We start from the raw sequence: 12,599 nt of genomic DNA on the forward strand, positions 1-12,599 counted from the left end.
GTTCGGGGTGGGGGCAAGGTGCCCACTCGACCCTGAAACGCGGTCGAGTGGGCACTTTCCCCCGGACTTACTGGGCGGGGATGACGTCGACGTCGGCGGCGCGCACGTAGGCGAACCGGTGGCCGAGCGAGATCTGGTAGTAGCGGTCCTGCCCGACCACGTCGACGTGGTCGTTCGGGGTGTCGGGTGAGAAGGTCGTCGCGCGGTAGTAGTCCGTCGGGATGGTGAGGTCGCCCACGGCATACCGCTGGCCCGCGGCGAAGGTGTACTGCAGCGGCACGACCGCCTGAGCCGGGATGCCCGCCGGGTAGGCGGACGCCTCCGGGTACGCGCGGCCGTAGACCGGGGCCTTCGCCAGGCCTGCCTTGGGCACGACGTAGGAGCCGCGGACCGGGACGGCCGTCGGGTCGGAGGCCGGGTTGAGGAACCACGCCTCGACGCCGTTGAACCAGATCGCCGTCCAGTCACCCTGGCGCTCGGCCACGGCGAAGGTCAGGCCTGCCTGGGCGCGGGCACCGATGTCGGACACGTTCGTCGTGGACGGCGCACCGTTGGCCTTGCGGCCGATGTCGTTGACCAGCGGAGCCGACTCGGCCGGGGCGGTGTGCAGGTAGACGAAGTTCGTGCCCTGCGGCTCACACGCCACGCCGGCCGTCGTGCACGAGGTCACCGGCTGCATGTTGTCCTCGAAGCCCGGCAGGATCCGCACGAGGTCCTTCGCGTCACCGGCCTGGTGCGAGTTGAGCGGGGCGCCGAGCAGCTGGAAGTAGTGCTCCCAGTTCCAGTAGGGGCCCGGGTCCCAGTGCATGCCGGCGACGTTGGCAGGCGCCACGCCCGGCACCTGGTCGTGACCGAAGACGTGCTGCATGTCGAGCGGGATGTCGTACGTCTTCGCGAGGTAGCGCACGAGCCGCGCCGACGAGCGGTACATCGGCTCACTGAACCACTCCGCGCCGGTGGCCGCGAAGCCCTCGTGCTCGAGGCCGATCGAGTGACCGTTGACGTACCAGTTGCCGGCGTGCCAGCCGACGTCCTTGGGGTCGAGGTGCTGGGCGATGTGACCGTCCGAGGAGCGCAGCGTGTAGTTCCACGCGAGGTACGTCGGGTCGCTCGCCAGCTTGAGGGTCGTGGCGTAGGTCGCCTCGGTGTTGTGGATGACGATGTTGGTGATCCGTGGCGCGATCGGGCGGTTGGCAAGGTCGTGGTTGCCGTAGTCGCCGGCACCCGGACCGGTCTTGGCGTACGGCGCGGGCACCCACTCGCAGTCGAGGCCGGGCGGGCAGTCCACCGGGCTGTTGCTCTGTTTCTTGAGCAGACCGAGGCGGCCGACCTGGCCCTGCTGCGGCGTCACGCGCGAGGGCAGCAGAGAGACCTGCTTGCCGTCGACCGTGCGGCGGGAGGCGCCGGACTCGATGACGGAGTAGGCGTCGTCGGCGAACGCGGCGGCGACGTCCTCCTGCGCCGATCCGGACGCGTCGGCCACGGAGGCGTACCACTGCCCGGCGTCGGAGCGCTCGCCCGTCGGCAGCCCCAGCTGCTTCTGGGTGGCGGCGAGCAGTGCGGCGCCGCCACGGATGTTGGCCAGCTCGTCGGTGCGCAGCGCGTCCTCGCTGAGGCCGGTCAGCGTCGCGGCCCGGCCGAGGGTGTCGGCGGCGGGCTCCGGCGCGGCGGCGGGTGCCTCACCGAGGCCCCTGCCCTGCTGCGCCGAGCCGAGGTCGGCGTCGACGAGGTGCATGGGACCGTAGCCGCCGGAGGTGCTGTGGCCGGGGTTGAAGTCCCACCGGGTCTGCGCGTACGACACGGCCTCGATCACCGTGCGGGGCACGCCGTACTCGGTGGCGGCGGCGGCGAAGGCTCGCTCGCGGCTCGCCGGGTCACTGCCTCCGCTCGCGGCCGACGGGTCGGCCGCCTGGGCCGGGGGGCCGCTCACGGCGATCCCGGCGGCGACGGCTGCGACGGCACCGAGCGCTGCCAGGGACTGCCGCATCCGGCGAGCTCCTGGCGTTCGATGTGGTGAGGCGTTGGGTATCACTCGATCGTCCCTTTCGTATCCCTGGACCGCAGCACGCCCTTGTCGCCGATACGGGTCCATCGGCTCGGCGTCGCTGCGGGTTCGGGTGCGTCCAGCCGAGAGCCGGGGACGCACCTCTGCCCCAGAGCATTCCCGCGCACCTCGAGGCCCGCCACTTGAAACCGTCCAGCAAGCGCTGCCGTCCGTCTTCCGCGTCATCCGTACATCGCCCGCCCACAGAGAGCACCATGGTTTCCATGGGGCGCATGGGCCTGGGGTTGGGGTTGGCCATCGCAGCATTCCTCGTCGGGGGGTGCGGTGCCGCCGATCCCGACGGCCCACCGAACGCCGGCTCGTTCGCCTCCGCGACCGCGCCGAAAGCCCCGAAAGCGCCGACGCCGACCCCGCTGCAGCGCTCGGGCTCGGGCACCGACGGCCAGACGGGGGCCGACGCCGCCTACGGGCCGCAGTTCCCGTTGACGCTGCGCCGCACGGGTGGCATCGCCGGCTTCGACGACCGCATCGTGCTCGAGGCGGACGGCCGGGTCCGGGTCGAGACGCGGTCGGTGCACGGCCGAGTCTGCACTCTCGGCGCGTCCCAGCAGCGCCTGATCGTCTCGCTGCTCGAGACCCTGCCGATGCAGCCGTTCGTGGCCGGCCCCCCGAGCGACCAGGCCACCACCGACCCGACCGTCGTCCCTGAGAGCGACCCGATCACGATCTCCGTCACCGATGACCGGGCTCGGCAGATCGACCTCAGCGACCCCTCGCTGGGCGAGATCTCCGGGCTCGTCAGCACCCTCGTCTCCGACGTGACGCTCTCGGTGCCCACCTCGGCGCGCTGCGCCAGCACGCCGACGCCGTCCGCCACCGCCCCTGCCACAGCCGACTCGGTGGCACCCACGCAGACGGCGGCCGCGGCGGCGTCGACCCCCTGAGAGGGGGCGACGCCCGCCCCGCACGCGAGGCCGGTATGCCGTGGGGCTGACCCCGCGGCATACCGACCTCTGTGCGTGTCCTGCGGGGCTGCTCACGCAGCCCGGAGGGCGGTCCTGCTCAGAAGTTCGTCGCGACGTCGTCCACGACGAAGCTCGTCTGCAGCGAGGAGTCCTCGGTGTCGGCGAACTTCAGGGTCACGTTCGTGCCCTTGTAGGCCGTGAGGTCGATCGTCTTCTGGACGTAGGAGGCCTTGGGCGTCGACAGGTTCGAGTAGCTCTGCTTGGTGACGCCGTTGATCTGCACCGTGGCGGTGTCGTAGGCGGAGCCCGTCGTGGTCTCCGCCGTGTCGATCCGGATCCAGTAGGTCAGGGTCGGCGAGGTGGCGGTGGACGGGACGGCGAAGGTCTGCGACTCGCTCTCGGAGCCCGAGACCCCATTGCCGCCGAGCCACAACTTGTAGGTACCGCTGTGGGCCGGGCGCCCCGTGTTGTTGGTGATCGGTCCCGCGGTGCCGGTCCAGCCGGTCTGGCCCGACTCGAACCCGCCGTTGACCAGTGACCCACCGGTGGGCGGCGGCGTCGTGCCACCGCACGTCTCGGTGCTGGCCGGTGCCGCGATGGCACCCATGGCCTTGTCGACCGCGGTGCACTCGGCGGAGCCGGCGCCGTAGAGGTCCTTGGCCGCCTTGATGACGCCCGTGCGCGCCGCCGCGTAGTTGCTCGAGGACGTGAGGTACGTCGACAGCGTGCGGTACCAGATCTTCTCGGCCTTGACGTGGCCGATGCCGGTCACCGTGGAGCCGTTGCAGGTGGGGCTGCTGTAGCTGACGCCGTTGACGGTCTTGGCGCCCGAGCCCTCCGAGGCCAGGTAGTACCAGTGGTTCAGCGGGCCGGAGGAGTAGTGCGGGTCGAGGCTGCCCAGGGTCGAGCTCCAGCAGTCCTTGGACGCGCCGTCCTTGCTCGGCTTGTCCATGTAGCGCAGCGGGGTGCCGTTGCCGTTGAGGTTGAGCTTCTCCCCGATGAGGTAGTCGGGCACGTCGTTGGCGTTGTTGGCGTACCACTCGACGGCCGTGCCGAAGATGTCGGAGGTCGACTCGTTCAGGCCGCCCGCGTCGCCGGTGTAGGCCAGACCAGCGGTGTTCTCGGTGACGCCGTGGCTCATCTCGTGGCCCGCGACGTCGATCTCGACGAGCGGGGAGGCGTTGTTGGCGCCGTCGCCGTACGTCATCTGCGTGCCGTCCCAGAAGGCGTTGGAGTAGCTCTGGCCGTAGTGCACGCGGCTGCGGGCGCCGGTGCCGTTGTTCCAGATGCCGGCGCGGCCGAGCTGGGTGTTGTAGTAGTCGTACGTCTTGCCCGCGCCGTAGTGGGCGTCGACCGCGGCCGACTGGCGGTTGCTCTGCGAGCCGGTGCCCCAGACGTCGTCGGCGTCGGTGAACGTGGTGCCGTTGCCGGACGTCGCCTGGTTGAGGTCGGTCGTGTAGTTCCCGTGCGTGTCCTTCATCGTGTAGGCGCCGGAGCTGCCGGACGTCGCGAGTGACACGCTGCCGACGAAGATGCCGTTGCCCGTGCCCTCCTTGATCTCGTCCCAGCTCGTCAGCGTCTTGCCGTTGGTGGCGTCGACGATGGTGTGCAGGCGGGTCGGGGTCTGGTCGGCCTTGATGCCCTCCGTGATGACCTCGTAGGCGAGCTTGGGCCCGGAGGCGGACTGGAAGACGACGAGCTCGCCGGCGGAGGCCTTCTCGTGGTTCGCCTTGGAGGCGGCGAGCCCGGCCTGCTGGGCCGTGCTCTTGGCGATGGTCGGCGTCATGGTCGACGGGGTCACGCCCTTGCGGACGTTCCACGTGACGCTCTTGACCGCGCCCGAGGAGTCCTTGTGGCTGATGAAGTCGCCGCCGATGACCCGGAGGCCGTCGAGCGTGCGCTCGTAGCGGACGTGCGTCGCGCCGTCAGGGTCGGCGATGACGGACTTGACGGTGAGCTTCTCGCCCGCGGCCAGTCCGAGGGCGCTCGCGGCAGAGGCCGCACGGGACTGCTCGGTGGCCTTGAGGCTCTGCGACTCGGGGGCAGGCGCCTTGTCGCGTCCCGCACCAGCCGCTGCGCCCGCCGGGATCGCCGGCGAGATGGCGAGGGCGAGGGCGAGCAGCCCTCCGGTCGCCAGCCCAGACTTCAGTCGATTCACTCGATACTCCTTGTCAGGATGCGGCGCGTGGGCCGCCTGGAGGGTGTCCGCGATCTCACCAACACCGAGATCTGGTCGGAACGAGCGCGACGCTCGCAGCAGCGGAGAACACCGGTCAACGGGGCTTACCAAGTCTTTGCCGAAAGCGCCCCAAGTCCTGAGTAACGGCTGCCCGCAGTGGGATTCGCCGCATGGCGCTGGGTGGGCGATCTCCCAGACTTCCCGTCGCCGGCCCTCAGCCGGCGGTCGGGTCGTCGTCCGTGGAGGGCCGTGAGGCGCCTTGGCGCGGGCCTGCCGCACGAGCGCGCGCCCGCTCGAGGTCGGCCGGGGTGTCGACGTCGAGCGTGACGCCTGCTGCGTCGTCGACCTCCGCCGTCACGACCCCGGCGCAGAGCTGGCGCATGCTGAGGCCGTATGCGTCGTCGACCTCACCGAGACGAGCGCGCAGGGCGGTCAGCCGCCAGGCGGCACACAACCAGTTCGCTCGGCCGTCCCGGCCGACCGTGACGGCCAGGTCCGCGGAGTCGAGGGCGTCGAGGAGCCGCTCGAGATGGGCGGAGGTGACGAAGGGCAGGTCCGCAGCGAGCACCGCGACGGCATACGGAAGCGGTCCGGGGTCGCTGGTCAGCACCTCGACGGCCGTGGCCAGGCCGGACACGGGACCGCCACCCGGGACGGGTTCCAGCACGACGCGCACCCCGTGCTGGACCCCCTGGCCCGGGCCGACGACGAGCACGCGCCGGTCACCGGCCGCGTCGATGACGCGAGAGACCAGCGATCGGCCGCCGACGTCGAGCAGGGGCTTGTGCGAGCCCATCCGCCGCGACGCGCCGCCGGTCAGGACGACGACGACAGGGTCCGCAGGGGACGAGCTCGGTGGCACCCTCGGAGTCTGGCACGGAGTCTGGCAGGCTGATCCCATGGGACGGGTCACCGTGCGGCGCAAGGTCACGACGATCGATCTGTCGGGACCTGCCACCACCACGCGCCCCGACACCCTCACCGTCGAGGAGCCGCTCGAGCTGAGGGTCAACGGCACCCCGCTCACCGTCACGATGCGGACGCCTGGGCACGACATCGAGCTCGTACACGGCTTCCTGATGTCCGAGGGGCTGATCCGCTCGGCCGAGGACATCGCGCTCGCGCGCTACTGCGAGGGCGCGGTCGTCTCTGGGGAGAGCGGCTTCGACGAGAACACCTACAACGTCATCGACGTGACGCTGGCCGCGGGGGTGGCTGCGCCGTCCGCTTCGGCGACGCGCGCGTTCTTCACGAACTCCTCCTGCGGCGTCTGCGGCAAGGCGAGCATCGAGCAGTTGCGTGCACAGTCTGCGTTCGACGTGCGGTCGGACGCGACTCGCTTCGACGCCGAGGTCGTGGCCGGGCTGCCCGACGCGTTGCGCGCCGAGCAGCGGTCGTTCGACAAGACGGGCGGCCTGCACGCCGCCGGGCTCTTCACCGCCGACGGACAGCTGCTCGTGGTGCGCGAGGACGTCGGCCGGCACAACGCCGTCGACAAGGTCGTCGGGTGGGCGCTGCAGAACGGGCGCGTGCCGGGCGTCGGGTGCGTCCTCGTGGTGTCGGGGCGCGCGTCGTTCGAGCTGACCCAGAAAGCCATCATGGCCGGGATCCCCTGTCTGGCAGCGGTTTCGGCACCATCTTCGCTAGCGGTCGAGTGTGCCGACGACGCGGGGATGAGCCTGCTCGGCTTCGTCCGCGGCACCCGGCTGAACGTGTATGCCGGAGCGCACCGGATCACGAGCAGCTGACCTTCGGCGGCCGCAGCGGCGCCGTACCGACCCGACACCGACGTCCACCCGAGCGACTGGAGGCCACCCGTGCCGATCTACGCGATCCACTACACCTATTCCGACGACACCACCGAGATGATGACGATCCGTCCCGAGCACCGTGAGTGGCTGAGCGGGCTGTCCGGCCTGCTCGTCGCCGGGATGTACCAGGACGGCATCGACGAGCTGAGTGAGGGCGAACCCACCGACCCGGAGCCGGTCAACGCCGCGCTCATCGTCTGTTCCGGCGACTCGGTGGACTCGGTGACGGCGACGTTCGACCAGGACCCGTACTGGCTCGGCGGCCACATCCTGCGCCGGGTCGTGCGCCGGTGGGACCCGCCGCTGGGGCCGTGGGTCGCGGACCCGACGAACTCTCCCGGCTGAGGTCGCGATTCCACCAGTTCGGCCGGGCAGCAATGGAACTCGGTGTGGACAACCTCTGGTGGGTTTGGCGCCTTTCGCGTAGAACGGAACACACGTTCGATGACGCGGCAGGGGCGACGACCGAGGGCCTGGAGGCTCTCGTGTCGGCGCCCTCGCGGGTCGGGACAGCCCTCTGGCTCTGACGCGGAGCGGGTCGACCAGCTCGCGCTGCTGGAGCGGGTCAAGACCGCTGCGGCGGCGGCGCAGGCCCGGGTGACGGCGGCGTTCGTGGCCTCCCAGCAGCAGGTCGCGCGGGCGCGGGAGTGCTCGGTCGCCGGGGACTTCGCGGGCTGGCGCGCCGGCGCGACCCGCGGGGCGGGACACGTGGCCTTGGCGGTGGCGTCGACCCGGGACCTGCCGCACACCCTGGCCGCGCCCGAGGCCCGCCCGACCCTGGAAGACTGAGCGCGCCGGCACCCCTGAAGAGAGCGGAGACGACCGTGACCGACTACCCGACCCTTCTCCACACCGTTCTCGACACCACCGATGTCCGCGGCCTGGCGGAGTTCTATCGGGAACTGTTGGGGCTCAGATACCGCCAGGGCGATGAGCCGCCTGCCGAAGGCGACCCGGACGATGCCGACTGGCTCGTCCTCGTCGACGCCGACGACAACCGCAAGCTGGCCTTCCAGCAGGTGGAGCGCCTGGAGCGGACCACCTGGCCCGAGCACGACGTCCCCATGCAGCTGCACCTCGACCTCACCGTGCCGAGCAGCACCGACCTGGAGCGACAGCGTGAGCGCGCCGAGGCGCTCGGGGCCACCCTGCTGCTGGACCGCACCGACGTACCCGACGAGCCGCTCTACGTGCTCGCCGACCCCTCGGGGCATCCCTTCTGCATCTTCGTGGGGTGAGGCCGCCGACGCGGGGTGCGGACCGCAGCGTCACCCACGTGGAGGTGGCGTCTCGAATCGGCCTGTGACGTCGACGATCACGTCGGTCGCGCCACGGTTGTTGTACACGTTGAACTGCTTCCGATCGCTCAACGGCACGTACGCCATCCCCGCAACCGTCTGACCGGCCGCCGGGTTGAGGTTGCTGCCGACCGGCCTCGACCTCCCCGTCGCCCACAGCGAGAGATAGGTGGCCATGGTCGGCCGCACCGCGGTGGTGTTGGTGACGAGGGCCTTCGTGCTGGTCGTCGCGATGGTGCTGGGGACGGTCACGGCGTTGGTATCCGCCTCACCCAGGGTCGTCATGCCGCGACCCGTGCGGGAGTCGACGATGCGCTTCGGGGTGCCGACGCTCCGGTAGACCAGACCGGGGTCGGCGCAGTCGTAGGTGCCGTTGACGTCGATGACCACGTCGGCGCTGCCGGTGCCGGTGAGGTCCGCGGTGATGACCGGGGCTCCGAGGTCGACTCGTACCCCCGGGCTCGGAATGACGGCAGCATTCGTCGTCGTCTGGCCGGCCCTGAAGTTGATGTTGGACGTCGTGGGCCGGTTGATGTCCTCCCAGAGCGTGAGGTAGCCGCTGCCGGTCGGCCGGACGACTGTGACCGTCACCGCGATGGCGCTCGCGCCGAGAAGGCGTTCGGGAAGCCGGATCGGGAAGAGCCGAGTGTTGCCGTACGTCTGCGGCGAGTCGCCAGCCTCGAGCGGCGTCGAGGTGCGTGTGTCGGCGACCCGCATCGAGCCGAGCGGGTTGAAGTCGCACCCGTTGATCCGCTCCGCACCGGTCGAGAAGCCGTTGAGGTAGTAGCCCTGCACGTCGACGATCGCGTGGACGCTCCCCGAGTTGTTGTTGTGAAGGCTCACCCATCCGTCCCCGCTCGCCGGAACCGTCGCGAGGTTCGCACGGGTGTCACCGCGGACGAAGTTGAGGCTGGACAGCCCGGCGGTTGCGGCTCCCTTCGGCACGGCCACGATGTTGCCGGCTGCGGTCGCTCCCGTCACGGTGAGGTTGGCGACCACGGCAGCCACTCCGCTCGGGGGCATCCCCAGACGACCAGTCACCTTCACGTTGACCGTCTCGCCGGGCCGCAGGGGACGCCCGAGCGAGCTGTAGCGGCTGTCGAAGAAGCGCGTCGACTCCACGAGGGGTGCGTACGTGCCAACCGTCCACGGATCGGGGTCGGCACTGGTCACCGACGGGGTCGCGGCTGCGGTGGGCGCCGCGATCGCGCCCGCTCCGGTCAGCGCAGCGGTCGTGGCGACAAGCGCCGCCGTGAAGAGCGTGGTCAGACTCCGTCGCACCGGCGAAGCACCCCTGTCATCCGTGGCCGACGTCGTCGCCGGCCAGCGGAAAGTACCACCCCGTGGCATCGGTCGTGTGGCGAAGTCGGCCATTCCCCGGGCAGCCGCGGCCCCGACCCCAGGCCCCGGCCCGAGTCCCCGACCGCCGGACTCTAGAGCTGGGTGACCTGCCCGTCCTCGACGTGCCAGCGCTCGTCGAGGCGGACGTTCTCGAGCAGGCGCCGGTCGTGCGAGACGAGCAGCAGCGCCCCGTCGTAGGACTCGAGCGCCTGCTCGAGCTGCTCGATGGCGGGCAGGTCGAGGTGGTTGGTCGGCTCGTCGAGGACCAGCAGGTTGACGCCACGGGCCTGCAGCAGCGCCATGGCCGCTCGGGTCCGCTCGCCCGGTGAGAGGCGTCCGACGGCGCTGCCCACCTGGTCGGCCTTGAGCCCGAACTTCGCGAGCAGGGTGCGGCGGTCGGCAGGGTTGAGGTCGGGCACGGCCTCACCGAAGGCGTCCCCGAGCGGGAGGTCGTCGCGCAGCCCGGTGCGCGCCTGGTCGATCTCGCCGACGGCGACGCTCGCGCCAAGGGAGGCACTCCCCGCGTCGGGCGACACCCGTCCGAGCAGCAGCGAGAGCAGCGTGCTCTTGCCGGCACCGTTGGGCCCGGTGACGCCGACGCGACGGCGGGCCTCGACGTGCAGCGACGCCGGCCCGAACGTCCAGTCACCCCGTCGAACCACGGCCTGGTTCAGCGTCGCGACGACCGAGCTCGACCGCGGCGCCGCGGCGATGCTGAACTGCAGCACCCACTCCTTGCGCGGCTCGGCGACCTCGTCGAGGCGTGCGATCCGCGACTCCATCTGCCGCACCTTGCGCGCCTGCTTCTCGGCCGAGTCCTGCTGGGCCGCACGGCGGATCTTGTCGTTGTCCGGGTTCTTCTTCATCGCGTTGCGCACGCCCTTGGCGGACCACTCCCGCTGCGTGCGCGCCCGCGCCTCGAGGTCGGCCTTCGTGCCGGCATACGCCTCGTACGCCTCGCGGACGTGCCGCCGGGCCACCTCGCGCTCCTCGAGGTAGGACTCGTAGCCGCCGTCGTGGACGGCGACGGAGCTCTGCGCGAGGTCGAGCTCGACGATGCGGGTCACGCAGCGGGCGAGGAACTCGCGGTCGTGCGAGACGAGCACGACGCCGCCGCGATGGCCGTGGACGAACGCCTCGAGACGTTCGAGCCCCGCGAGGTCGAGGTCGTTGGTCGGCTCGTCGAGCAGCACGAGGTCGAAGCGGCTCAGCAGCAGCGCCGCGAGGGCGGCCCGCGCCGCCTGCCCACCGGAGAGGGAGGTCATGAGCGCGTCGGCGCCGACGTCGAGCCCGAGCTCGGCGAGCATCGGCGGTATGCGGTCGTCGAGGTCGGCGGCCCCGCTCGCGAGCCAGTGGTCGAGCGCGACGGCATACGCCTCGTCGGCCTCGGGGTCGTCGCCACCCAGGGCGGCCGCGGCCTCCTCCATCGCGACCGTCGCGGCGCTGGCGCCGGTGCGTCGGCCGATGTGGCCCGCGACCGTCTCGCCGGGCAGCCGCTCGTGCTCCTGCGGCAGCCAGCCGATGAAGGCGTCGGAGGGAGCCGTCGTCACGGTGCCGGCGAGCGGCGCGTCTTCCCCAGCGAGGAGCCGCAGCAGCGTCGACTTGCCCGCGCCGTTGGCGCCGACGACCCCGACGACGTCGCCGGGCGCGACCGTGAGGTCGAGGTGCTCGAAGAGGGTCCGGTGGGCGTGGCCCCCGGCGAGGTCCTTGGCCACCAGGGTCGCGCTCACGCACCAAGCCTAGGGGCGCTGGAGCGGTGCCCCGTTCACACCGGGTGGACGAGGACGACGTCGCCGTCGATGAGCTGGTCCACGGCCTCGGGCACCTCGAGGAGGCAGTTCGCGGCAGCGAGCGCCGTGAGGTGCCGGGCGTCCGGAGCCGTCACGGTCCCGTCGTCGTGGAGCACGCTGGTGACGAACTGGACCCGCCCCGCGCGCGTGTGCCGCGTCTTGCCGCGGTATGCCGCGTGCCCGGGTCGCGTGGACGGTGCCCCGTGGCGTCGGTCGAGGGCCGGGCGCACCAGCACGTGAAAGGCGACGAAGGCCCCGACCGGCGTTCCCGGCAGGCACACGACCGGGGTGGAGCCGTAGCGGCCGAGGCCCTGCGGGCCGCCGGGCTGCATGGCGAGGTGGACGAAGTCGAAGGTGGCCAGCGGCGAGCACACCTGCCGGACCACCTCGTAGGCGCCGGCGCTGACGCCGCCGGTCGTGATGACGAGGTCGACGCCCGGGTCGGCGTCGAGCCCGTCGAGCAGGGCGCGCAGGTCGTCCGGCTCGTCGGAGCACACCTCGACGCAGCGCACGTCGCACCCCGCGGCGGCGGCGAGCGCGGCCACCATGTCGGAGTTGGACTCGTGGATGCCACCCGCACCGGGGTCCGCCTCGGGTGGGGCCAGCTCGGCGCCCGTCGCGACGACGGCCACCCGGGTCGGGAGGTGCACCTCGATCTCGGTGCAGCCGGCCGAGCGCCCGAGGGCGATGAGGGCCGGCGTCACGGCAGACCCGGCGGTCGCGAGGACTGTCCCCGCCGTCACGTCCTCGCCGCGGGGCCGAACGTGCTGTCCCGGCACCGGGTCCAGGTCGACGGTGACATGCGCGGGCGCCGGCCCGGTCGGGGCGGCGTCGGTGCGCTCGACCGGAACCACCGCGACCGTTCCCTCCGGCACCCGGGCCCCTGTCATGATCCGAGCCGCCTGACCCGGGGCAAGGACGAAACCGGGCGCAGTCCCCGCCGGCACGTCCCCGAGCACCGGATAGGTGCGCTGCTCGGGCGAACCCGGGCACACGGCATACCCGTCCATGGCGGACGCGTCGAAGCGCGGGAGGTCGTCGGCGGCGACCAGATCGGCACCCAGCCGTCGCCCCGCCGCGTGGCGGTCGAGCGTGACCCGCTCGAGCGACCCCTCGCCGAGGAGCCGCGCGACCGCGGCGCGGTGATCGTCGACGGAGAGGTGACCCACGCCCGCCAGTCTGTCGTATGCCGTGTGGCCCGGCCCGGCGG

At 71.7% G+C, this 12,599-nt stretch carries 11 protein-coding genes; 5 read left to right on the forward strand and 6 right to left on the reverse strand.

From position 1 onward, the window contains the following. Positions 1-67: 67 nt before the first annotated feature. On the reverse strand, positions 68-1,987 hold the full coding sequence (locus tag AC3WRT_RS07525; protein WP_492720849.1) for an N-acetylmuramoyl-L-alanine amidase: 1,920 nt from the start codon (positions 1,985-1,987) through the stop codon (positions 68-70). A gap of 290 nt (positions 1,988-2,277) precedes the next feature. Here AC3WRT_RS07525 and AC3WRT_RS07530 point away from each other — a divergent pair, with 290 nt between their 5' ends. Beyond that, positions 2,278-2,949, forward strand: a complete 672-nt coding sequence (locus AC3WRT_RS07530) for a hypothetical protein (RefSeq protein ID WP_492720850.1) — start codon at positions 2,278-2,280, stop codon at positions 2,947-2,949. A 118-nt stretch (positions 2,950-3,067) separates the two neighbouring features. On the opposite strand, the gene AC3WRT_RS07535 is transcribed toward AC3WRT_RS07530, so the two are convergent. Beyond that, positions 3,068-5,128: a M4 family metallopeptidase gene (locus AC3WRT_RS07535; RefSeq protein WP_492720851.1), complete on the reverse strand. Its 2,061-nt coding sequence runs from the start codon at positions 5,126-5,128 to the stop codon at positions 3,068-3,070. Positions 5,129-5,363: 235 nt separating this feature from the next. Continuing rightward, the gene (mobA, locus tag AC3WRT_RS07540) at positions 5,364-6,011 is read right to left on the reverse strand and encodes a molybdenum cofactor guanylyltransferase (RefSeq protein WP_492720852.1); all 648 of its coding nucleotides are present in this window, start codon (positions 6,009-6,011) and stop codon (positions 5,364-5,366) included. Between the two features lie 37 nt (positions 6,012-6,048). On the opposite strand from mobA, the gene fdhD reads away from it, so the two are divergent. The 4 genes from fdhD to AC3WRT_RS07560 all read left to right on the forward strand — a co-directional run bounded on the left by fdhD (position 6,049) and on the right by AC3WRT_RS07560 (position 8,198). Next, positions 6,049-6,897 carry a formate dehydrogenase accessory sulfurtransferase FdhD gene (gene fdhD / locus AC3WRT_RS07545; RefSeq protein WP_492720853.1) on the forward strand — a complete coding sequence of 283 codons (849 nt, stop codon included), beginning with the start codon at positions 6,049-6,051 and terminating at the stop codon, positions 6,895-6,897. 69 nt (positions 6,898-6,966) lie between these two features. Further along, positions 6,967-7,305 carry a YciI family protein gene (locus AC3WRT_RS07550; RefSeq protein ID WP_492720854.1) on the forward strand — a complete coding sequence of 113 codons (339 nt, stop codon included), beginning with the start codon at positions 6,967-6,969 and terminating at the stop codon, positions 7,303-7,305. A gap of 99 nt (positions 7,306-7,404) precedes the next feature. Further along, complete coding sequence (locus tag AC3WRT_RS07555) at positions 7,405-7,749, forward strand: hypothetical protein (protein WP_492720855.1); 345 nt, start codon at positions 7,405-7,407, stop codon at positions 7,747-7,749. 35 nt (positions 7,750-7,784) lie between these two features. Then, positions 7,785-8,198 (forward strand): VOC family protein, encoded by a 414-nt coding sequence (locus tag AC3WRT_RS07560; protein WP_492720856.1) that lies wholly within the window; start codon positions 7,785-7,787, stop codon positions 8,196-8,198. 30 nt (positions 8,199-8,228) lie between these two features. On the opposite strand, the gene AC3WRT_RS07565 is transcribed toward AC3WRT_RS07560, so the two are convergent. From AC3WRT_RS07565 to AC3WRT_RS07575, 3 genes are all read right to left on the reverse strand, one after another. After that, entirely contained in the window at positions 8,229-9,539 is a 1,311-nt protein-coding gene (locus AC3WRT_RS07565; RefSeq protein ID WP_492720857.1) for a hypothetical protein, read from the reverse strand. Positions 9,540-9,691: 152 nt separating this feature from the next. After that, positions 9,692-11,329, reverse strand: coding sequence for an ABC-F family ATP-binding cassette domain-containing protein (locus tag AC3WRT_RS07570; RefSeq protein ID WP_492720858.1), 1,638 nt, complete (start codon positions 11,327-11,329; stop codon positions 9,692-9,694). Positions 11,330-11,364: 35 nt separating this feature from the next. After that, entirely contained in the window at positions 11,365-12,558 is a 1,194-nt protein-coding gene (locus AC3WRT_RS07575) for a molybdopterin molybdotransferase MoeA (protein WP_492720859.1), read from the reverse strand. Between the last annotated feature and the right edge of the window lie 41 nt (positions 12,559-12,599).

The sequence above is a fragment of the Terrabacter sp. FW104-15G4B genome (genome assembly GCF_058790095.1).

Coding starts and splice junctions, on each gene's coding strand:
- AC3WRT_RS07525 (WP_492720849.1), bottom strand. CDS start 1,987: ATGCGGCAGTCCCTGGCAGCGCTCGGTGCCGTCGCAGCCGTCGCCGCC.
- fdhD (WP_492720853.1), top strand. CDS start 6,049: ATGGGACGGGTCACCGTGCGGCGCAAGGTCACGACGATCGATCTGTCG.
- AC3WRT_RS07530 (WP_492720850.1), top strand. CDS start 2,278: ATGGGCCTGGGGTTGGGGTTGGCCATCGCAGCATTCCTCGTCGGGGGG.
- AC3WRT_RS07555 (WP_492720855.1), top strand. CDS start 7,405: ATGACGCGGCAGGGGCGACGACCGAGGGCCTGGAGGCTCTCGTGTCGG.